Here is a 20248-nt window from a genome sequence, read left to right as displayed (position 1 = left end):
GAGGCACCCGCGATGCTGACGCGGCTCAAAAAACCGTCCAACTTGTAGGAGGCAGGAGCTCTGCTCTAAGTCGCACGGTTGCTGTTCTTTATTGCTTTCCTAAAACTGTTAAATCTGATTCTTGATTTCCTCCAACTCATCTTCGGTGATGCTCGTCATTTTAATAATTTCTTCATCCGAATAGCCATTTTTAAGCATAACTTCAGCAATTTTCCGCTTTTCCTCCACTTTTCCTTCTTCTCTTTCCTTTCTCAGCTTATCAAATAAAGGTTTTAACGTCGGTGGCTCGGGAAACGAGCTTTTATACATGAGGTTCACCTCCTCTTCTGCCGTTGAGTTAAATTCGTCTTGCAGCTTTTGGTTCATTTCCTCCGGCACGGTCAGCAAATAATCGACAAAAGATAACAACGATTGAGTATATTCCTGCGAGTAGTTTTTGTTATGGAGAATCAAATCGAACAACTGGCGTTTGAATTGATAGCGGTCATCGGCGTTATTTTCACTTTTTAACATGTACTTACCGGCTAATACGACGAGCGCAAAAGGATTGTTCGATTTTAGCAACCTTTCTTCGTCCTGATTCCACACCTTATAGGTATTATAAGCATAGGTGAGAGTCGTCCCGTAGAAATGATATTCGTAAGCTGTGGGGTGGAACGATCGATTGGCATCGGTGAGGAGAGCTATGGCAAAAATCTTTTGGTCATTCCAAATACGGGGCAGGTTCTTCTTGAACAAGTATGGGCATCGCGTTTGTCCTTATTTTACCACATCCTTTTTTCAATGATAATAGCACATCGGATCTCAAGGAACGAATGTTCCTGTCTAATTTTCGTTAAAGCAAAATAAGCCTTCTCCCCGTTTTGGGAAAAGGCTCATCGCAAACCCTAGTTTACCTTCTTCGCGCCTTGCCAATGCTCTTCTCTTAAGCGGAATTTTTGTAGTTTTCCGGTTGCGGTTTTCGGCAAGCTTTCCACAAACTCGACGACTTTCGGCGCTTTGAAATGGGCGAGGTTTGCGCGGCAAAACTCAATTAACGTTTCCTCGGTGATTTCGGCATTCGAGTGTCGGACGACGACGGCTTTCGGAATCTCCCCCCATTTTTCATCCGGGATCGCAATGACTGCCACGTCCATGATATCCGGATGTTTAAACAGTAAGCCTTCCACTTCTGTTGATGAAATATTTTCTCCGCCGGAAATAATTAAATCTTTTGCCCGGTCACGGATTTCAATAAATCCATCCGGATGAGTAACCGCTAAATCACCGGTATGGTACCAACCAGCGCGAATCGCTTCATCCGTCTTTTCCGGAGCCTTGTAATATCCTTTCATAACCACGTTGCCACGGGTGACGATCTCCCCCAATTCATTTCCGTCCCAATTTACTTCTTCACCGTCATCCCGAACTACTTTTGTCTCCCCGTTAAACGCCAGTTCAATCCCCTGCCTAGCCTTTATAGCCGCTTGTTCATCTGCCGGTTTATCCTCGAATTCTTTTTTCCATTCACAATAAAGGATGAAAGGAGAGGTTTCCGTTAAACCATAAACATGTATCATATCCAATCCTAAAACGTCTTGAGCCTTCTGGATAAGAGCTGCAGCCGGAGGTGCACCTGCTGTTGCCATCCTCGGCTTTGTAGCGATTTCTGTTTCTTTTGCTTTTGGATCATTGACAAGCATATTGATGACCGTCGGAGCACCGCACAACAGAGATATATTTTTATTTTCGAACAAATCGAGAATGTGCGGGGGATCAACTTTTCGCAAACACACATGGGTAGCGCCCGCTGCTGTTATCGCCCATACACCGCCCCAGCCGTTGGCGTGGAACATCGGCAACGTGTGCAAGTAGATATCATCATGGCGAACGTTTAGATGATACATAAAATTGGCGGCATTCATGTAATTAGCACGATGGGTAAGCATGACTCCTTTCGGTTTGGACGTCGTCCCACTCGTGTAATTCAAGGTGAGAAGCTGGTTTTCATCGATGTCCACTTCAGGAGGCGCGGCATCTGAAGGAACAGTCCGGATAAATTCCTCATAATCGATTCCATCTAAAGAGCTTGAGTGCCCTTCCACGGAGACGATAATGATTTTTTCCAACGATAGCTTCTCCCTAATTTCCTCGATCGGCTCGGTGAAAGCTTCATCAACGATTAGCATTTTTGCATCGCTATGATTCATGATATACTCCAGATCTTCCGCGGATAAGCGATAGTTCAGAGGCACCATTGCCGCTCCCAACTGGCAAATGCCATAAAAGCTCTCGAGCATATAGTGGGTATTCGGAATCATGACGGCGACGTGGTCCCCCTTTTGGACACCCGCTTCATCCAAGGCGACAGAAAGCCGATCGGAGCGCTCCCCGAATTCCTTGTAAGTAAACTGTTTTTCTTCATCAATGACAGCGATTTTTTCCGGGTAATACTTGATTGCCCTCCGTTTCCAATCTAAAGGGGTAAGGGAAGCTAACATTTTATGCACTCCTTTTACCATTTTCATCTATCATAACATATCACTTTTAGAAAAATAGAGAATTAACATAAAAATTAATCACGATCACGAATCGTCATGACCACTCCCCCAAATTTCCCCGCGAACAAATTATAGATAAGCGTGACAAGCGCCATAATCCCGAGATAAAGAGCTCCATATAAAATGACTCCAACTAGAAAAATCGGCAAACCTACGAGTCCAACGGGACCTTCCAGGATCAATAAAAATAAAGACCAGAAAATCGTGAATATCCCGAACAAAGCAATCGGGATCACCAAGAAATAGCTCGTCGCCTTTAAAATACTTGGAATCGTTAATTTTCGAATTTCGATTTGTTTTTCTTGTTCCAATTCCACCATCTCCTCTCACTTCCATTGCTCATCGAAGAAAATTCCCATCGAAAATGATGGGAATTGATTTTTCACATAAACATTAAAGCCCCAAGAATCGCGTTAATAATCGTTAAGATAAGTGTAATCGCCCCAACCACGATACCTGTAATTGCTGCCCATCGATTCGCGGCTTTTAGACTTAGCGCACCCAAAATGATCGCGACAATGCCAATCGGGAAGCCAAAAAGTGGAATGAACCAAAATATTAAGTTTACAAGCCCCAGTACGAAGGCAGCAATTGCCATGCCACTATTGGCCGGTTTATTTTCGACAGCCGTTTGATTTTCCATCGTTATACACCTCATTTTTTCACCTTAAAAAAGGGATGCTTAGTGGATACCGGTATGTTTCTCCATTGGATGCTTTAACGGTGGCCATAATGGCAAAAACCAGCCACAGTACAAAGACAACCAACACAAATAAAATTCCTATAATAATAATAGTGAGTAAACCGGATACAATCATATAAATCATAATAGAAATATTGAAGTTAAGTGCTTGTTTACCGTGAAAATCGATAAACGTCGATTCTTCTCTTTTGATCAGCCACAATATCAATGGACCGAGAATGGTCCCCAGTGGTATAAGTAAACCGGATAGTGCAATCAGATGACAAAACATCGCATAATTTCGTTGTTCCTTCGTTGCCTCCATGAATTCCCTCCTTTTTTGTTCATAACATTATAGACGAAGCCCACGTTGTTCCTCTTCATTCAATAAACACTGTTATTAAAATTACACGTTTTAGTCTTAAAGTCAATTACAATCTTCATTATTTCGACAAAAACAAGCCTGTTTAGGATTGGGAAAACCCCATCACAATATTTGTATTCCTCCTATTCCTATGCCATGATTAAATGAGTATTTCTTTTTTATTGTTAAATGGTGATCTATGATGGAAATGAAAACGAGCGCGACCCGACCGGCAGCGCTACCTGAACCAACGATGTATCGCATTCTTATCGTGATTGGTTTTGTGCATTTACTAAATGATTCGATTCAGGCAGTTGTTCCTGCAATGTTCCCCATATTGGAGTCCTCTATGGGGTTAACCTTTACGCAACTGGGGATCGTTGCCTTTGCCTTGAACGCAACAGCTTCGCTAGCCCAACCGCTTGTCGGTTGGTATACCGATCAAAGGCCATCGCCCTATGCATTGCCGATCGGACTATGTTTTACGTTTGTCGGTGTCATCGGGCTCGCGATCGCGCCCTCTTTTTGGTTTATCGTTGCTTCCGTCATTTTGATCGGCATCGGTTCAGCAACATTTCATCCTGAAGGATCGCGAGTTGCGAACATGGCGGCAGGCGGGCGCCGTGGGCTCGCTCAATCGATTTATCAGGTTGGCGGCAATGGCGGGCAAGCGTTGGCACCGGTCATTACCGCGCTTCTGCTCGTTCCCCTCGGACAGATCGGCGCGCTTTGGTTCACGATCGTGGCTGCTGTTGCAATTGGATTATTGGTCTACATTGCCCGCTGGTATGCACAGCAAAAACCGGTGATCGCCAAGAAAAAAAACGGGAAAATACCTCGGACGCAAACACGAAGGAAGCAACCGGCACGAAAATTGTTCATTTTTTCTATTATTCTGCTCGTGTTTCTCGTTTTCGCCCGTTCATGGTTTCAAGCAGGGATGACAAATTTTTATGCTTTTCATTTGATTGAAAACTATGGATTAACGATTCAGGAAGCGCAAATTTATCTGTTTATTTTTTTGGCTGCTGGCGCAGTTGGCACTTTCTGTGGCGGGCCACTCGCGGATCGGTTCGGAAAACGCAATGTGATCATGATGTCCTTTTTGGGGGCAGCACCGCTCACGATGATTCTCCCGCATGTTCCATTATTTATGCTTTATCCGTTATTGGCCCTCATCGGCTTCATTATCATTTCTAGTTTCGCCGTTTCGGTCATCTACGCCCAGGATTTATTTCCGGGACGCATTGGCATGTCTTCAGGGCTGATCGTAGGGTTGGCGTTTGGAATGGGGGCGGTCGGTTCCATCGGTCTCGGAGCCTTAATGGATATGGCCGGCATCACCAATACGATGATCTTCATCGGCGCCCTCCCATTACTTGGAATTCTCACCGTCTTCCTGCCGTCTGATCAACGTTTGGAGAGGATCCATGAAGAAGGTGCTGATTAAAAGGGGGCTTTTCAGAGCCTCGTCATGGTGACCACGGAATAACTTCACACTTTTTCATTATTTTTTTATAAACAATTACAATTGCCGTCAATCTTAGTATACTGAAATTGAGAAATAGTTTAGGGGGGTAAAAATGAGCAATAAATCAGATGTGGAAATCGCGCAGGAAGCTGACATGCTGCCGATCGACCAGATCGCGAATAAAATCGGCATAGAACGTCATGCGCTTGAATTATATGGGGATTACAAAGCAAAAGTAGATGTACATAAAATGGAAGACGCAGAACCCCAAACGCATGGAAAATTAATCCTCGTCACAGCTATGACGCCGACACCGGCTGGTGAAGGAAAAACAACGATCGTAGCCGGGCTGGGCGATGCCCTCCAAAAAATAGGCAAAAAGACAGCAATCGCATTAAGGGAGCCATCATTAGGGCCAGTGTTTGGAATGAAAGGCGGAGCAGCAGGCGGAGGTTATGCACAAGTGGTTCCAATGGAAGACATTAATCTTCATTTTACGGGTGATTTTCATGCCATCGGTGCCGCTAATAACCTACTGGCTGCCATGGTTGATAACCATATTCATCATGGAAATGAATTAAACATTGATCCCCGTAAAATTGCTTGGAAACGCACCGTTGATATGAATGATCGGCAACTTCGGTCTATCGTCAATGGATTAAATGGAAAAGCTAACGGGGTCCCTCGAGAAGATGGATTTCAGATAACGGTTGCCTCAGAAATTATGGCCATCTTTTGTTTATCCAATGATATCGACGAGCTAAAAGAAAAACTCAAAAACATCATTATTGGCTATACATACGACGATCAGCCTGTCACTGCAGGCGAACTTCATGCACAAGGAGCGATGGCGGCATTGCTCAAAGATGCAATGAAGCCCAATTTTGTCCAAACGCTTGAGCACACACCGGCATTTGTTCATGGCGGCCCTTTTGCCAATATCGCCCATGGTTGTAACAGTGTTGCCGCGACAAAATTAGCGTTAACATCTGCGGATTATGTTGTTACGGAAGCCGGGTTTGGCGCGGATTTAGGGGCGGAAAAATTTATGGGCATTAAAGCCCGTTCTACGGATATAAAACCTTCTGCATCAGTCGTCGTAGCAACCATTCGAGCATTAAAGATGCATGGTGGCGTTTCGAAAAATCAATTAACGGGAGAAAACCTGGATGCCCTTGAAAAAGGATTGCCAAATCTATTGAAACATCTGGAAAATATGCAAAATGTCTTCGGTCTTCCTACCTTGGTAGCGATAAATAAATTCCCAACCGATACAGATGCGGAACTTCAATTAATCGTAGACAGATGCAAGGAATTAGGCGTGAATGTCGTACATTCCGACGTGTGGGCAAACGGGGGCGCAGGGGGAGAAGCATTCGCGAAAGAAGTTGTTCATTTGGCTGACCAAGACAATCAGTCCACATATGCTTATGATTTAAATGACCCCATTACAGGCAAGATCAAAAAATTAGTTCAAAACGTATACGGCGGGAAGGGAATTGAGCTTACACCAGCAGCAAAAAAAGAAATTGATCGATTAGAATCTGTAGGATTCGGCCACCTACCCGTTTGCATGGCCAAAACCCAATATTCCTTTTCCGATGATCAAACGAAAACAGGCCGACCCACTGATTTTGATATTACAATAAGAGGGGTAAGCGTATCAGCAGGAGCAGGATTTATTGTCGTGCTAACCGGGACCATCCTGACCATGCCCGGCCTCCCAAAAAGACCCTCAGCGGAAAAGATTGATATCAATGAAGAAGGAAACATTACCGGTCTGTCTTAATGATTAGAAATGTTGGACCATCGCCATTCACACCTCTCTGCCAAGAGATGAATAGTCGATGGTTTACTTTTTTTCAACGTCCCCAAACATGAAACCCCTATCGCTGGAAGCACCGGGGGTCAGCTTCGTCCACATAGATTTTCCCTCATCTTCAAGTTTTCCCTTTGTTCTTTTCGTAAACGTTTTTCATAATAAATCCGAAAGCCTGCCAGACATAAGGTGAGCCAGGCCAGTGAAATCGCAAAAGCGGCGAGAATATCCGTTGGAAAGTGTGCATCCAATAGCACACGACTGCTGCCTATAAACAAAATCAACAAAACAAACAACAGCGAGAAGATGATTTTCGTACGAGTATGACGAACATAGAGCCAAATCAAATGAATGATCAATGCCCAAAATAAAAAAGCTCGCATTGCATGACCACTAGGGAAACTATAAGAAACCCATTCAAACGTATAACCAAAAACCTCAAAATAACTGCTGTCCTCCGGGCGGCCTCGCTGAAACAAAAATTTCAAGCCTAGGTTTAACAAAACGCCTCCGCCCATTACTACTGCAACGAAAAGGGTTTGCGCATAAGCCTTCTTTTTCAAACTTAGCCATAGCATCAAAAGGGCAGTCAAAATCATGAGCACTTCTCCGGAACCAAAAAACGATATCCACGACATCACTTGGGGAAAAACATTTTCAACAACAGAAAACCAATTACTAATCTCTGTATCAATGAAAGAGGCTGTATATTGGTTCGCGCTAATCGCAATCAAGGTAAACATCACAGTTGAAGAAATAGAAATCAATAAAAGGATCGGAATACTTCGCCACACAGACCTACAATCCTTATTTTTAGGAGCTTTGAATATACCACATGTACACCACAATTTACCATCTTGCATAGGCTTATGATTATACATCATGTATCGCTGGGAGGATATGCAGGATGAAAATGACACCAGAAAAAGTTGCGCACCATTTCATTGAACAATTTTTCCCACGCTGTAAAGCAGCCATTTTAGGCGGGAGTGCTGCGCAAAAAACCATTACCGAACAGTCCGATTTGGATATTGTCATTATGGATGAAACCGAATCAACGTCCTACCGGGAATGTTTTTTTTATTGTCATTGGGACATCGAGGCTTTTGTTTTTCAGGAAAAGACGCTTTTCTTTGCTTTTGATATGAGTCGGATGGACGGAATTCCCACCGTTCCACGGCTTTGTGCGGAGGGCATCATTCTAAAGGGCGATCCATCACCGACGGATATTCAAAAGACGGCGAGAGAATGTTTGCGTAAAGGGCCGTTGAAATGGCCAGCCAAACAGCAACGCCAGATGCGATTTATGATCACAACCTTACTGGATGATTTAAACGGTGACCGAAACGAAAAAGAAAAATTGTTTTCCGCCTATAAATTGTTCGATCTGATCCCCAGGTTTGTACTACAAAGCAACCACCGTTGGATCGGCGAAGGAAAATGGATGTATCGCGCCCTGCTTGATTTTGATCAAATCTTTTGTGAAAACTATTTGGACGCTTTCGACACTTATATGAAAACGAGGAACAGCAAGCCTCTTTGCTCATTGATCGAAGACATACTGGAACAAAACGGCGGGCGATTGTTTAAAGGGTATAAGGATTATTTGTATTAATAATAGGCTGTTGCTATTGCAACAGCCTATTAGCTTTTTTATCGTTCGTGTTCAAAAAGCGTTTTCTTTAAATAATCAATAAGGATTTGATTGATCGTTTCCGGTTGATCCAATTGTAGCCAGTGACTGGCGTGGTCAACTTTGTCATATCTCCAGGGGCCTGTTATATGTTCATACGATTGCTTCATCTGGCCCTCTGTCAATAACGCGTCTCCATCGCTCCAAACCCCCATGGTTGGTACCGTGATATCCGGCACTTGTAAGGGCATTGCCGGCAAAGTTTCCGGCGCCAAATTTGCCCGGTACCAATTTAATCCTGCTCTTAATGCTCCAGGGCGTGAAAGCTCGTTTTTCTGTTTTTCCGTTTCTTCATGATGACGCGTCCATTTCCTAAATAATGCCCAGTCGTTTTTCGTTAACATTTTTTCTGCCGCGTCTTTAAATTGAAAAAGAAAAATATACCAAGATTTCTCAAGTTGTTCGACCGAAAACTCGGTAAATTTTGTTGGATGCCCAAGAGATAATGCAACAAAACGTTCCACTCGCTTAGGATAGATGCCGGCAAGCATCCAACCAACCATGGCGCCCCAGTCGTGGCCAATAACATGGACCCGTTTTTCGCCTAATGCATCGATGATGCCCATCACATCATTGACCAACGTCGGCATGAGATAGTCACCCGGTTCCTCGGGCTTATCAGAGGCACCAAACCCGCGTTGATCCGGGGCAATCACACGGAAACCGGCATCTGCCAATGTCGGAATTTGATGGCGCCATACATACCACGAGTCCGGAAACCCGTGCAATAACAAAACTGCCGGTCCTGTCCCTTTTTCAACAACATTGAAGGAAAGATCATTAACTTTTACCATATGTTTCTTTACATCTATTTCTATCTCTTTCACCTCCGAACGATTAAACGGAACCTTTATTCATTTTCATTCTATCATAAAAAACATAATATTTATAATTTTTATTATTATATTAGAGTCCCTGAATAAGAAATTATTCTTTCTGTTTCAAGTGTTTCGCCTGATTTGCAGGAGAAAAAATCCTAGAAAAAGCGATGCCTTTCTGCTAAACGCTTGCACCTTACGCTCAAAATGCAAAGATGGCGCTTCAATGGCGAAAAATTCTACGGAAAAACGGATGAGTCAGGGCTCCGAAGCGCCCGTCTTACACGATGAGGATTGGCTAAAAATTGATGATATCGATATAGTGCGTCCATCGATAAGCCAAATCTTCAACGGAGTGGAAACCGGCTCTTGAATTGATTCGATCGCGGGATAGCAATGCTAAGCCAACGTTCAATTTGATGAATTTTCGGTGTACAAATGAATCGGAAAGCTACTTCGACTTCCCAACACCCCTGTGCTCGTATTTCATGCCAATGCTGTCCTTCCTTCGGCATAGTTGCTGGGCTTCGTTTCCTTTTTCATGCCGAAGCCAATGATGCTTCGGCTTCTGAGTATGCCTTTTCCCACGTTTCATGCCAATGCCTTCCTTGCTTCGGCATATTCGTTACTCTTCGCCCCCTTCCCGTGCCGAAGTCTTGGTTGTTTCGGATTCCGCACTTATGCATAAGGCTTAAATGACCCACTCCACACCCTGGGCTCATCACTTGTTTTACATAGAGCTGGGAATATCAAAAAACATCTAGGCTTTGGTGCAACAACTGAAGGGACTTCTTCTTTCAGCCATTCTGCGCTCCTCTTGCGCGAGGAGGCTTCGCCGCTCGTTCGAAGAAAGTGAAGCGCTGAAAGCGACATCCCGTCTCTACCTTATTTTATATAAAGGATAGCTTGTACCCAGGAGAAAAAACCTGTGTTATTATCGAATGTTTAGGGAACAATCTTTCTGAAAGGGAGGTTAGAAGAGATGAAAGGAATCGGAATCAATGAATACGGCGATCACCGGGCATTAACTGTCGTTGATTTGCCGGATCGGGAAGTTGGCGCAAACGAAGTACGTATCTCTCTTCGCGCCAGTGGCGTGAATCCTATTGATTGGAAACTGCGCGAAGGTTATTTGAAAGAGGGGCTCCCCTTTGATCCCCCGCTCGTCTTAGGTTGGGATGGCGCAGGTGTGATCAAAGAAGTCGGCAAGTCCGTGGATACTTTTCAAGTCGGCGATGCCGTTTTTTTCAGGCCGGAATTAACCGAATATGGCACGTATGCAGAAGAAATCATTGTCGAAGAAGCACTGGTGCAACCGAAACATAAAGATCTATCCTTTGTAGAGGCGGCGTCGCTCCCCCTCGTTGGATTAACCGTTATCGAAGCTTTAATGGAAATCGCCGCCCTTACATCCGGACAAAGATTGCTCCTTCTTGGCGGCAGCGGCGGCGTCGGCACAATCGCCGTCCAAATCGCGAAAGCACTTGGGGCTCATGTTACAACGACTGTCAGTGAAAAAAACCGTGAGTTTGCCAAGGCTAGAGGAGCCGATACTGTTATTGCCTATGATATAAATGAGAAGCCCGAAGGTGAGTTCGATGTGCTTTTTGATACGGTCGGCGGGTCCGCCTATGCAGGGGCGATTCCCTTCCTGAAAACCGGTGCTTCCGCAGTAAGTATCGCCGGTGGCGCAAGCCAAAATGATGACGTAAGCAACAACGAAGAAAAGAAACAAATCAAGACCAACAACATGTTCATGCAACCTACAAAAAAGAAAATGGCACAGTTACGGACGTTTGTCGATCAAAAGCAAGTATCTCCCGTAATTTCTCATACACACCCTATGACAGTAGATGGGGCGAAACAGGCCCATCTCGACAGTGAAACTATTCGTACGCGCGGAAAAATCGTACTCGAGAGGGAAAACGAAGAGGAAATCAAATAATTGTTCCGGCAAACGTGATGGCCAAATGCTTGAACACAAGCAGGTTTGCAACCCAAACCTGCTTTTTATATTTGATCCTTTCGTATCATGACTGTTAATGACCCATCCTGTAAATTATATGTAGCGCCTTGCACCTAAAATAACACTGTCAAGGAGGACATAAAATGGATCCCCTTACGCTCATCATTATCATCATAATGATCATCTTTTTCTTCCCTGTCATCATGCGTGGGATCGGCTGTTTGCTTCGAACCATCTCGATCATCATACTCGTCGTCGGCGTACTGATCCTGTTGGGTATGTTTTTCTGACCCTTTGTGCATTAAGCGAAAATTCCGTCGTTCACCCGGAACGCTCTATTCCACCGCTCCCGAATCATCAATGGTAAAATCGACGTTGACATCGACATCTACGTCCGGGTAGACTTCTTCTTCCCATTGTTGAACATCCAGCCCTCGGACATTCTGCCCCACGCGCTCCCCAATGCCGATGGGATCAATGTTTCGATCCTGAAAATATTGGATGAGCTCATCCATTAGTCGTTCAAATTCTTCCATAGCGAACTGCTCCAATTGCTCAATATTTTCCTGACCATATCCTTTAAAGCCATATGTTTGTCGAATTGGCCCTTCAATGTCTACATCAACCTGTACATGCGTGCCATCCCGTTCTATCGTCCAATTCGAGTTGGAGGAGAGGTGATGGAAGGTTACCCCTTTGTTTTCATCAAGCTTCATATGGATAGTGCCCTCCTCTGTAGACTCGATGAGTGCCCGAAAGGTTTGCGCATCATCGAGGTTTATGTCTTCCACTAACGTATCTCCCTGAAATAAAGCCAACCCGGCAACCCCTACATGGCCGTCTTTTTGTTCCAGCACCGGAAGGTAAGGGTCCGCCCCTTCCGCGTAATAATTATACATAAAATCATGCAAACTCGTTTGCGGCATCTGCTCCTCCTGATTTTGTTCAATCAAATCCTGTAAATAACGGAAGATGGGTTCCTGAAAATCGTAATCCTCCTCTAACATGTCCCGTGCAGGTTCTCGTGTGATTGCCACCTGCATGTCTTGGTTGATCATAGGATTTCTTTGAATGGTATCAAGCGATCGAATGACCCCCTGTTGCCTAGCCATTTCTTCCTGAAACAAATGCACGCGTGTTCGTCCTGTGTCAACATATCGAGGCGATTCTGATTGAAGGGAATCATAAAGTCTTTCAAGTGATTCACCGGAAACGTTTATCGCTTTATTTTCTGGTAACGCATCTTCCGCAGCCGTAAAAATGGTGCTTAAGCCAGTGATCCGGTGTTCCCCGTCCTCCAAATCATGGCCCATCACCTGAATATAAAAAATGTCTTCCACATAATGAGACGTGGGGCCGCAACCTCCTACAAGAAATATCCCCATAAGGGAGAGAATACATATCTGCTTAATCACCAATGACGCCCCCTTTTCGAGACGATCCTTTCGATCAGATATAAAAAAGGTAGATAAACAAAAACGGTATAAAGTCCTAGTTCCCCTGTAAAGGAAGAAAGGGACTCAATCTCCCACCGCGTAACAAAAAAGAAAGCACCTGCAAAGACGATAACCATGAGTCCTTGAAGCGAACGGCGCTGGGAGATTTTCATCGTTTGTTTGGCTGCACGGCTTGCCGCCCATAACCCCAACGCCAAATTCGGCACGAGAATCATAAACCATATAGACACCCCCAGATACTCCATGCGCCACAAGGAAATCGTTGGCCATATGATCGTGGAGAGGTGCTGTTCTTGGAAAAAAAGCACGGGGAGAACGAAGGTAAACAAATAAACCATCGTGCTGACAATGACACTTAGATGCGCCCATTTTTGTGATCGCGGCGCCTCTTTAATAAAAGGATAAGCCATAAAAAGAACTTCAAAGCCCAAAAATTGAAATGTCATCGTTTGCGTAGCCATCCATATATCCATGACAGAGTGGTCCCATATGGGAAATAAGCTTCCTAATTGCATTTGCCCATAGGGAAAGCGGGTAAAAAGCAAAAAAGGAACCGCCAAGAGCACGGACAGCACACTTATCCCCGTTACCATCCGCAAACCGCCTCCCACAAATAAATAGACGAGAAACAGTAAAAGAAAAGAGAGAAGCCCGTGATAGACTTCCGGAAATAGCCACACGCGAAGGATTTCCACATAACTCACCAAAATAACAAGCACAAACAAACTATAGTAAACGATCCAATACGCACTCAAGAGGCTCCCCAGTATTTTCCCAAACACTCTTTTTTGAACATCGACGACGGTTTCGTTTTCCTTCAGCATTTGATAGACCAGCCAAATAACGATATGGACCATTAACGCTGAAATAATAATGGCCATCCAGCCATCCTGACCGACCATTTTTACGATTGGGCGTTGAAACGTAAAAACACCTACGCCAACTTGCATCACGGTCACGATAAAAAATGTTAAAAACGGGGGGATTTGTCTCGTCATCATGGTTTTTCCTTGCATACACCTACTCCTCGATATCCTTAGGGATGGTTTTTCGTTGTTTTACATCAAACCGTTTCCGTTTTTGCGGCCGCAGGACCGTCGGTCGTTTCTGCTGCTTTTGAATCGGCATCTTGATAATTACATCTCTAAGGTCTTTGACGCGCAACGGATAGAGGGGAGCTAAGTAAGGGTATCCCAATGATGTCAACTTGAATAAATGACTAAGGTAGAGTGCCGAACAGAATGCCATGCCAAAAATCCCAAACCATTGCGCAAATAGAATAAAAGGAAAGCGAATTAACCGAATGGTATTTCCCATTTTGTAGATCGGCGCCGTAAAGGATGCAAGCGCCGTAATTCCAATCATGATCAAGAGTACACTGCTGGCTAAAGATGCCTCAACAACAGCTGTTCCGATGACAATCCCGCCGACAATCCCAATCGTTTGACCGATACGACTCGGAAGTCTTGCCCCTGCTTCCCGGAGCAGCTCAACCGTTAACTCGAGGATCATAACCTCCACGATCGGCGGGTAGGGAACTTCGATTCTTGAAGCAATCAGCGTGTCCAATAACTCGTCGGGGATCAACTCATGCTGGTAGGAAGTGACAGCAATGTAAAATGACGTCGCATGGACCGAGAACAAAAGAGCCACAATCCGAATCAGTCGAAACGCTGACCCGAGCGGCCACAGCATGTAATGATCATCCGGAGACGAAAAGTATTCCATGAAATTGGTCGGTCCAATCGTTGTCTGCGGGGATCCATCCATCATAAACGCGACTTTCCCTTCCGCCAATGCCGATGTAACACGCTCCGGGCGTTCTGTTTCCAACAGTTGCGGAATATGGGAATTCGGGTAATCCGAGATGAATTGGCTAATTTGAGAAATATCAACCATTTCATCATAATCCACATCTTGGATCCGTTGCCTCAAGGTTTGCACAAGCTGCCGGTTTGTGATGCCTTCAATAAACAAAATCGTCACTCTGCTTTTGCTGAGGCGTCCAACCTTCATCTCCTCAACGACAAGATCGGATGTTCGCAGTCGTTTACGAATCAGATTCAAATTGACATCGATGGACTCGATAAAGGCTTCTTTTGGTCCAACAACGGTGAATTCATTTTCCGGCGTTTCAATTGCCCGCTCTTCAATCAATTCTGCAGGAAGGCTGAGAACCTTGTCATTTTCGTCTTTCTTTTGAATCATAATATGGCCGCGCAATAATTGCTCTTCTATCAAATGGCCCTTACAAAGGATTTTTGTTTCTTCAAGCGGGATCACCCGCTGGAGATCCGTAAGCGTATGAATATCTTTTCGCTTCGTGTAAGGCAGGGCTTCATCATGGACGTAACGTTCATCCACGACGGTCTCCAAATAATGAAAACAAAACGGGCTTTCATCAGACACGCGAAAAGAAACGAAATCTGCAGATTTTCGAAACGTTGACAAGATATCTTGAAAGGTTTTTTTCTTCCGTTGGTTTATTTTTTCTTTTTGGAACCACTTAAACATACACGTCACCTGTTGGAAATATTTATAGGCTTAACGTGTGCGAACGATAAAATGATTATTCGCTTAGAAAAACTTAGCCCATGAATGATGAATCATTCATGGGCTAAGTGATTGCTGCGGTTCAACCTTTAGTCAAGTACTTTCGTCGAAATTCTTATCTTGGAAGCTTGCCCTTTTCATACATGTTTAGCATCGAAGGATTTTAGGCCATGATTCTCTTGCTGCATGGACATTTGCGGATTTGGATCCCCCGTATGTCATCGTCATCCCTCCGACGATGGCTTTGTTCTATTGAACCGAGTCTTACGTCATCTCCCAGGGCTTTGTTTTATACTCCAGTCGAAACAAACTATTTATACAGTTGGACACAAACCCAAGAGATCCAGTCCAACTTTTTCAATATTGATGGCAGCATTATGGTCGCGATCTAAAACTGTTCCACATGACTTGCATACATGCGCGCGAACGGACAAAGCCTTTTTTACACGCTTCCCACAGCTGGAACAATTAACAATCTTGACTAGTATAAGGAGGTTTAATTCTTACGAGTGCTCCACCATTGTTTTTACATTTGGCAGGTAATAAAGTATAAATCAACTTTATTACCCTGCATAACCATATTTTGAATCTTCAGGTCTTCTACAAAAACGAATTTATACGTTTTCGAAAGGTGATAACTTTGTTTATGGAGAAAATCACGACGTTGGTTCGCAACTTTTATGTGCAGCTACTGCACTTTTTTGACATTGTTTCTTCGACGGATAAACGATACGGCGTAGGAGATGCGCGAAGCGCTGGGGCTGATCTAGCCATGGACGTCGTCGTTGAATCTTCAAACATTTTGATATGTCTCACGACGAGCGAACAGAACAAAGAAAGGCATCGAGGAGATTTCGAGACAGCAACGGTTGAATTGTGGAAAAACAGTGGAAAGGAACCAAATGAATAGAAGGTCTGGTACGTTCCTGTGCCTGCTTCGGCTTCCCAGCACAGCGTTGCTCTCTTTTTATGCCGATGTTGCCTGCCCTTCGGCATATTCCCTCCTCGTTGCCCTCTTTCCATGCCGATGTCGTGCATACTTCGACTTGCGCACACGCCTCGGCCTCATTTCATGCCGATGATGTCCCTCTTTCGGCAGTCTCGCTCCCTTCGCTCTCCTTCCATGCCGATGCCGTATATGTTCAGGATTGCAATCTAGGTTCGTCGTTTATGTCGATGATCAAACGCGTGTCCAATGTTCGGATCTATTCGAATACTCAAACCTTTTTCAAGATCCGCGAGCAGGGAAAGAATTTCTGAAACACACCACTAGTCTTGTTCTTTTGGTAAAAACACTGTTTATCCAAAAGAGCGGAATTGTACTATTGACGACAAATAGACAGCCAACGATCCATCGTTTGCATCTGTTTTTCGTTTGGAAACATTTCGTATTTATAATTCATACGTACAGCATTTGTTGTCAACTCCTATTATTTCTATTATACCAAACATACATTTTCATCAAGATTTTTCCTATTTTTCTACTAAAAAAAGCCGATTCATCCCCCACTAAATCAAAGATTTTGAAGGGGACTTCTCGGCAAAACGGTTAAAAACAGACCAATGCTCAATAAAATAACACCGAGTAACGACAGCGATATGAACACCTGTGCCAGCCCAACCAACAATACGATCACCCTGTCATATTTTGAAAAATTACTACAAATCTATTTTACCATATGGTTTACCCCCGCGCTGCAGCAAGGAAACGTCGGTAGCTGGAAATAGCGACCACGAGACCAAGAAGTGCGTAACCAAGCAAGATGACAACATACATTAAAATATCCATGATCCCGCCCCCGTACATCATGACTTCCAAAAAGCCTTGTTGTGCCCAGTATTGCGGCAGGAATAGTCCCATCGTTTGCACGAATTCAGGAAGGAATTCCGTGGGCATCCAAAGGCCTCCAATCATGGCGCCACCTAGAGCAATAATTTGGGTGATGGCAAGCCCCATGTTTTCATTTTTTGTGATTAAACTGAGCGCAAGGCCCCATCCGGTTGTAATCACCGCCAGCGCCAATGAAATTAAAAAGAGCGCCGCGATGTTCCCAAGTTCTACGCCATAGACGACATAACCGAACAACAATAGCGCGATAATTTGTGCCAGCACAATCAAAATGTAAGGGATCCATTTCCCGAGCAAGTATTGATACTTCGTAAGCGGCGTACTCGCCAAACGCGCAACCATCCCGTTTTGCATATCCTTCACAAAACTCATGACCATGCTGATCATAATGAAGAACGTGAACATAACCGTGTAACCGGGTATGATATGCGTAATCGTATCAAATTCGGCACTTGCCACCTGTTCTTCCGCAACGATTTCAATCGCCGGAGCAAGGATCGTATCTGCTTCCAGTCCGGCATCATTAAGGGTCGCTCGCATGCCCTCCTCTTGAAAAGAATAGCTAACATTTTCGATTAAGCTGCGGATCGGTGCTACGTTTTCTTCATACATCGGATTGTAGTGAAAATAAACAGGGTTCTCTTCCCCGCCCATGATTTGATCTTCAAAACCGGAAGGAATGTGGACGAAGGCATTGATATCACCGTTTTCCAGTTTTTCGATTGCATCGTCTGGACTCTCTTGTGCTTGTAATTCAAAGGCGTCACTCGAACCGAGCGCGGAGATAAACTGTTCACTCATCTCGGACTGGTCTTCGTCCATATAGGGAATGTCGAATGTGACGTCCGTCGTTTGATTGCTAAAAATATAACCAAACAAAACGATAAAAAGGATGGGTAGAATCAACATCCAAAATAAAAGGCCTTTATCTTTTAAATTTTTTTTCAGTTCAAAACGGAATAATCCGTAGATCATATTTTCACATCCTACCGGTTTTTTAGGCAGTATCCCGAAGCGAGGATCCCGTTAGTTCCAAGAAAATATCTTCCAGGCTTGATTGGGTGATTTCCAGTCGTTGTACATCCAGGCCTTGTTTCTGCAGATTGGCAGAAAGGGATTGTATTGCAGAGAGCGCGTCCCCTGTTTCAATAACATACCCGCTTTGCCGTGAATGTACCGCACCGTACGATTGCAACTGTTCTTTTTTAAGGCCACGCGCTTCCACATAAATAGACGGCTCCGTGTGTCGCTGCCGAATCCCGGAAATCGTCCCGGATTCGATGACCTGGCCTTCATCGATGAGGGCGAGTTCATCACATAAAAGTTGAATCTCTTCCATGTAGTGGCTGGAGTATAGGATGGTCGTTCCCTGACTTTTAAGCTGACGAATCAAATCAAAAATATAATTGCGCGACTGCGGATCCACGCCTACGGTCGGTTCATCCATGATGAGGATATCTGGTTGATGCAAGAGCGCCGCGCCGATATTGATGCGTCGTTTCATACCTCCGGAATAGGTTGTGAGCGCATCTTTTTGCCGTTCGGCGAGCCCGACCATTTCAAGAATGCTGTTCACGCGTTTTTGCAAGTTAGAGCCACGCAATCCATATATTTGCCCAAAGAAGCGCAGATGATCACGTGCGGATAAAGTTTGTTCGAGACTGATTTCTTGAGGGATATATCCGATTCGTTGCTGGATCGCGTTCAGGTTCTTCCCAAAATTTTGTCCGTCAACGTCAATTGCCCCTGAGTAATCAAGCACGATTCCTGCAAGTATTTTCATGAGTGTCGACTTGCCGGCGCCGTTCGGACCAAGTAATCCGTAACACGTCCGGGGCGGGATCGAAAGGCTAACGTCCCGCAATGCTTGTTGGGAACCGTACGTTTTACCGATTTTTTCAAGGTGAATCATCGTCATCATGCTCCTCTCCATATAACATTTCCTCAAGTGCGTGTACGTATTGTCGATATGCTTCTTTTCCGGTTTCCGTGACGCTGCATACCGTCTTCGGTTTTCGTTTCTCGAATGTTTTTTCCACTTCGATATAGTCCGCCTCTTCAAGCTTCCGAATATGGGCACCGAGATTTCCGTCGCTTAGGCTGAGCTTTTGTTTCAAAAAATTAAAGTCCCCTTCTTTATATGTCATAAGCAAGCTCATAATACCGAGGCGGGCTTTCCCATGAATGAGATCGTTGATGCGATTAAGTGGCGCGTCACTCATTATTTGGTCCCCAACGTTTCAACATCCAACCGGTGAATAAAAGGCTTCCACCGCCGATAATAGCAGTAAGCGCCGGGTGATACGGCGGAAACAGAAAAGCGTTTCCCGCGGCTATAATCGCGAACCAGATGCCCATCAAGAAGATTTCTTTTCCCAAAGCGACTCCTATGAACATGTAAAGCACAGCGACAACAATCATGGAATACAGCCCGATGTACTCCACCTGAAATTGCAAGAAACCGGTGATGATTAAGGTAACAACCAATAATGTCGTAATCGAAAAACCGATAAACCCGAATGTTAATTGACGATCGACAACTTTCGGTAATGGATTTGTTTTGGCCTGACGGGCAGAGGTGTAGATGGTAAGTGTCATGCCCACGATCCCAAGCGTCATCCAAATCCAGTGCAAAATGTCACCGAACCCTAACGACTCAGATCCATAGCCAATAATCCAAGCGATCCCCCAAATGATAAAATACGGGCTCGCTTCCGAGGCGCTGTTTCGCGTCTGAACGGTCAAGTGTTTAATATAATTCAAATCATCGAGTGCCTGATCTTGATGCGTTGTCCGAGAAGGCTCCTTATCCATGAGCAACGGCTCCTTTTTTATTTATATAGTACTCTGAAATGTAGAGTACTATATATTTTGAAGGAGTGCAATGGGTATTTACATGAATTTTTCCATCAAAAAAAAGAACTGCCGGAACAGTTCTCGTGCACATTGCATGAGTCCTTGGCTCGACAAGACGTTAAGCTTGACCTTTCTAGGTGTAACTATTTCTGCACTATTGTAAAAACGGGCAGGGATGAT

At 44.5% G+C, this 20248-nt stretch carries 24 protein-coding genes; 6 read left to right on the top strand and 18 right to left on the bottom strand.

Translation table 11 applies throughout. The features are described from left to right. Nucleotides 1-108: 108 nt before the first annotated feature. The 5 genes from DT065_RS14960 to DT065_RS14940 all read right to left on the bottom strand — a co-directional run bounded on the left by DT065_RS14960 (nt 109) and on the right by DT065_RS14940 (nt 3547). Nucleotides 109-564: an Rpn/YhgA-type helix-turn-helix domain-containing protein gene (locus DT065_RS14960; protein ID WP_160112580.1), complete on the bottom strand. Its 456-nt coding sequence runs from the start codon at nt 562-564 to the stop codon at nt 109-111. 323 nt (nt 565-887) lie between these two features. Further along, nucleotides 888-2480, bottom strand: coding sequence for a long-chain-fatty-acid--CoA ligase (locus DT065_RS14955; RefSeq protein WP_114374736.1), 1593 nt, complete (start codon nt 2478-2480; stop codon nt 888-890). Between the two features lie 74 nt (nt 2481-2554). Continuing rightward, a complete protein-coding gene (locus tag DT065_RS14950) occupies nt 2555-2851 on the bottom strand; it encodes a hypothetical protein (protein WP_160112579.1) in 297 nt (98 codons plus the stop codon). 71 nt (nt 2852-2922) lie between these two features. Then, nucleotides 2923-3183: a hypothetical protein gene (locus tag DT065_RS14945; RefSeq protein ID WP_114374732.1), complete on the bottom strand. Its 261-nt coding sequence runs from the start codon at nt 3181-3183 to the stop codon at nt 2923-2925. Nucleotides 3184-3202: 19 nt separating this feature from the next. After that, complete coding sequence (locus DT065_RS14940) at nt 3203-3547, bottom strand: DUF4870 domain-containing protein (protein ID WP_114374730.1); 345 nt, start codon at nt 3545-3547, stop codon at nt 3203-3205. A 241-nt stretch (nt 3548-3788) separates the two neighbouring features. Between DT065_RS14940 and DT065_RS14935 the strand changes: the two genes are divergently transcribed. Then, nucleotides 3789-5036 carry an MFS transporter gene (locus tag DT065_RS14935; RefSeq protein WP_114374728.1) on the top strand — a complete coding sequence of 416 codons (1248 nt, stop codon included), beginning with the start codon at nt 3789-3791 and terminating at the stop codon, nt 5034-5036. 133 nt (nt 5037-5169) lie between these two features. Then, nucleotides 5170-6846 carry a formate--tetrahydrofolate ligase gene (locus DT065_RS14930; RefSeq protein WP_114374726.1) on the top strand — a complete coding sequence of 559 codons (1677 nt, stop codon included), beginning with the start codon at nt 5170-5172 and terminating at the stop codon, nt 6844-6846. 119 nt (nt 6847-6965) lie between these two features. On the opposite strand, the gene DT065_RS14925 is transcribed toward DT065_RS14930, so the two are convergent. After that, nucleotides 6966-7670: a phosphatase PAP2 family protein gene (locus tag DT065_RS14925; protein WP_160112578.1), complete on the bottom strand. Its 705-nt coding sequence runs from the start codon at nt 7668-7670 to the stop codon at nt 6966-6968. A 113-nt stretch (nt 7671-7783) separates the two neighbouring features. Here DT065_RS14925 and DT065_RS14920 point away from each other — a divergent pair, with 113 nt between their 5' ends. Further along, complete coding sequence (locus DT065_RS14920) at nt 7784-8491, top strand: nucleotidyltransferase domain-containing protein (protein WP_114374723.1); 708 nt, start codon at nt 7784-7786, stop codon at nt 8489-8491. 38 nt (nt 8492-8529) lie between these two features. Here the strand turns inward: DT065_RS14920 and DT065_RS14915 are convergent, their stop codons facing one another. Continuing rightward, nucleotides 8530-9363: an alpha/beta fold hydrolase gene (locus DT065_RS14915; RefSeq protein ID WP_114374721.1), complete on the bottom strand. Its 834-nt coding sequence runs from the start codon at nt 9361-9363 to the stop codon at nt 8530-8532. Between the two features lie 250 nt (nt 9364-9613). Between DT065_RS14915 and DT065_RS18990 the strand changes: the two genes are divergently transcribed. After that, nucleotides 9614-9760, top strand: a complete 147-nt coding sequence (locus tag DT065_RS18990; RefSeq protein WP_160112577.1) for a hypothetical protein — start codon at nt 9614-9616, stop codon at nt 9758-9760. Nucleotides 9761-10369: 609 nt separating this feature from the next. Continuing rightward, entirely contained in the window at nt 10370-11332 is a 963-nt protein-coding gene (locus DT065_RS14910; protein ID WP_114374719.1) for an NADP-dependent oxidoreductase, read from the top strand. A gap of 134 nt (nt 11333-11466) precedes the next feature. Here DT065_RS14910 and DT065_RS14905 read toward each other — a convergent pair whose 3' ends face one another. The 6 genes from DT065_RS14905 to DT065_RS19940 all read right to left on the bottom strand — a co-directional run bounded on the left by DT065_RS14905 (nt 11467) and on the right by DT065_RS19940 (nt 16045). Further along, a complete protein-coding gene (locus DT065_RS14905; protein ID WP_114374718.1) occupies nt 11467-11655 on the bottom strand; it encodes a hypothetical protein in 189 nt (62 codons plus the stop codon). Nucleotides 11656-11688: 33 nt separating this feature from the next. Then, entirely contained in the window at nt 11689-12768 is a 1080-nt protein-coding gene (locus DT065_RS14900; RefSeq protein WP_114374716.1) for a Ger(x)C family spore germination protein, read from the bottom strand. Further along, nucleotides 12765-13826, bottom strand: coding sequence for a GerAB/ArcD/ProY family transporter (locus tag DT065_RS14895; protein ID WP_114374714.1), 1062 nt, complete (start codon nt 13824-13826; stop codon nt 12765-12767). The genes DT065_RS14900 and DT065_RS14895 overlap by 4 nt, the downstream gene beginning before the upstream one ends. Before the next feature lie 4 nt (nt 13827-13830). Next, a complete protein-coding gene (locus DT065_RS14890) occupies nt 13831-15324 on the bottom strand; it encodes a spore germination protein (RefSeq protein ID WP_114374712.1) in 1494 nt (497 codons plus the stop codon). A gap of 353 nt (nt 15325-15677) precedes the next feature. Then, the gene (locus tag DT065_RS14885) at nt 15678-15839 is read right to left on the bottom strand and encodes a zinc ribbon domain-containing protein (RefSeq protein WP_227002822.1); all 162 of its coding nucleotides are present in this window, start codon (nt 15837-15839) and stop codon (nt 15678-15680) included. Between the two features lie 50 nt (nt 15840-15889). Next, on the bottom strand, nt 15890-16045 hold the full coding sequence (locus DT065_RS19940) for a hypothetical protein (protein WP_418314669.1): 156 nt from the start codon (nt 16043-16045) through the stop codon (nt 15890-15892). On the opposite strand from DT065_RS19940, the gene DT065_RS14875 reads away from it, so the two are divergent. Further along, on the top strand, nt 16010-16273 hold the full coding sequence (locus DT065_RS14875) for a hypothetical protein (protein WP_114374711.1): 264 nt from the start codon (nt 16010-16012) through the stop codon (nt 16271-16273). The two genes, DT065_RS19940 and DT065_RS14875, sit on opposite strands and share 36 nt — an antisense overlap. Nucleotides 16274-16685: 412 nt before the next feature. On the opposite strand, the gene DT065_RS19935 is transcribed toward DT065_RS14875, so the two are convergent. From DT065_RS19935 to DT065_RS14850, 5 genes are all read right to left on the bottom strand, one after another. Continuing rightward, nucleotides 16686-16766 carry a helix-turn-helix domain-containing protein gene (locus tag DT065_RS19935; protein WP_114374709.1) on the bottom strand — a complete coding sequence of 27 codons (81 nt, stop codon included), beginning with the start codon at nt 16764-16766 and terminating at the stop codon, nt 16686-16688. A gap of 281 nt (nt 16767-17047) precedes the next feature. Continuing rightward, nucleotides 17048-18187, bottom strand: coding sequence for an ABC transporter permease (locus DT065_RS14865; protein WP_114374707.1), 1140 nt, complete (start codon nt 18185-18187; stop codon nt 17048-17050). 22 nt (nt 18188-18209) lie between these two features. Continuing rightward, on the bottom strand, nt 18210-19133 hold the full coding sequence (locus DT065_RS14860) for an ABC transporter ATP-binding protein (protein ID WP_227002630.1): 924 nt from the start codon (nt 19131-19133) through the stop codon (nt 18210-18212). Beyond that, the gene (locus DT065_RS14855; protein ID WP_114374705.1) at nt 19111-19434 is read right to left on the bottom strand and encodes a winged helix-turn-helix domain-containing protein; all 324 of its coding nucleotides are present in this window, start codon (nt 19432-19434) and stop codon (nt 19111-19113) included. The genes DT065_RS14860 and DT065_RS14855 overlap by 23 nt, the downstream gene beginning before the upstream one ends. Further along, nucleotides 19427-20026, bottom strand: a complete 600-nt coding sequence (locus DT065_RS14850) for a hypothetical protein (RefSeq protein ID WP_114374703.1) — start codon at nt 20024-20026, stop codon at nt 19427-19429. The genes DT065_RS14855 and DT065_RS14850 overlap by 8 nt, the downstream gene beginning before the upstream one ends. Nucleotides 20027-20248: the final 222 nt, after the last annotated feature.

Source organism: Salicibibacter kimchii (assembly GCF_003336365.1).
GTDB classification, from domain to species: Bacteria; Bacillota; Bacilli; order Bacillales; family Marinococcaceae; genus Salicibibacter; species Salicibibacter kimchii.
This window is presented reverse-complemented; position numbering and strand designations above follow the sequence as displayed.

What these genes read in the sequence shown, in the direction of transcription:
- DT065_RS14915 (WP_114374721.1), bottom strand. Translation starts at nt 9,363, where the DNA reads ATGGTAAAAGTTAATGATCTTTCCTTCAATGTTGTTGAAAAAGGGACA.
- DT065_RS18990 (WP_160112577.1), top strand. Translation starts at nt 9,614, where the DNA reads ATGGCGAAAAATTCTACGGAAAAACGGATGAGTCAGGGCTCCGAAGCG.
- DT065_RS14850 (WP_114374703.1), bottom strand. Translation starts at nt 20,026, where the DNA reads ATGGATAAGGAGCCTTCTCGGACAACGCATCAAGATCAGGCACTCGAT.
- DT065_RS14855 (WP_114374705.1), bottom strand. Translation starts at nt 19,434, where the DNA reads ATGAGTGACGCGCCACTTAATCGCATCAACGATCTCATTCATGGGAAA.
- DT065_RS14875 (WP_114374711.1), top strand. Translation starts at nt 16,010, where the DNA reads ATGGAGAAAATCACGACGTTGGTTCGCAACTTTTATGTGCAGCTACTG.
- DT065_RS14945 (WP_114374732.1), bottom strand. Translation starts at nt 3,183, where the DNA reads ATGGAAAATCAAACGGCTGTCGAAAATAAACCGGCCAATAGTGGCATG.
- DT065_RS14935 (WP_114374728.1), top strand. Translation starts at nt 3,789, where the DNA reads ATGGAAATGAAAACGAGCGCGACCCGACCGGCAGCGCTACCTGAACCA.
- DT065_RS14955 (WP_114374736.1), bottom strand. Translation starts at nt 2,480, where the DNA reads ATGTTAGCTTCCCTTACCCCTTTAGATTGGAAACGGAGGGCAATCAAG.
- DT065_RS14940 (WP_114374730.1), bottom strand. Translation starts at nt 3,547, where the DNA reads ATGGAGGCAACGAAGGAACAACGAAATTATGCGATGTTTTGTCATCTG.
- DT065_RS14930 (WP_114374726.1), top strand. Translation starts at nt 5,170, where the DNA reads ATGAGCAATAAATCAGATGTGGAAATCGCGCAGGAAGCTGACATGCTG.
- DT065_RS19935 (WP_114374709.1), bottom strand. Translation starts at nt 16,766, where the DNA reads ATGAATTATAAATACGAAATGTTTCCAAACGAAAAACAGATGCAAACG.
- DT065_RS14865 (WP_114374707.1), bottom strand. Translation starts at nt 18,187, where the DNA reads ATGATCTACGGATTATTCCGTTTTGAACTGAAAAAAAATTTAAAAGAT.
- DT065_RS14910 (WP_114374719.1), top strand. Translation starts at nt 10,370, where the DNA reads ATGAAAGGAATCGGAATCAATGAATACGGCGATCACCGGGCATTAACT.
- DT065_RS14920 (WP_114374723.1), top strand. Translation starts at nt 7,784, where the DNA reads ATGAAAATGACACCAGAAAAAGTTGCGCACCATTTCATTGAACAATTT.
- DT065_RS14895 (WP_114374714.1), bottom strand. Translation starts at nt 13,826, where the DNA reads ATGCAAGGAAAAACCATGATGACGAGACAAATCCCCCCGTTTTTAACA.
- DT065_RS14905 (WP_114374718.1), bottom strand. Translation starts at nt 11,655, where the DNA reads ATGCACAAAGGGTCAGAAAAACATACCCAACAGGATCAGTACGCCGAC.
- DT065_RS14890 (WP_114374712.1), bottom strand. Translation starts at nt 15,324, where the DNA reads ATGTTTAAGTGGTTCCAAAAAGAAAAAATAAACCAACGGAAGAAAAAA.
- DT065_RS14860 (WP_227002630.1), bottom strand. Translation starts at nt 19,133, where the DNA reads ATGATGACGATGATTCACCTTGAAAAAATCGGTAAAACGTACGGTTCC.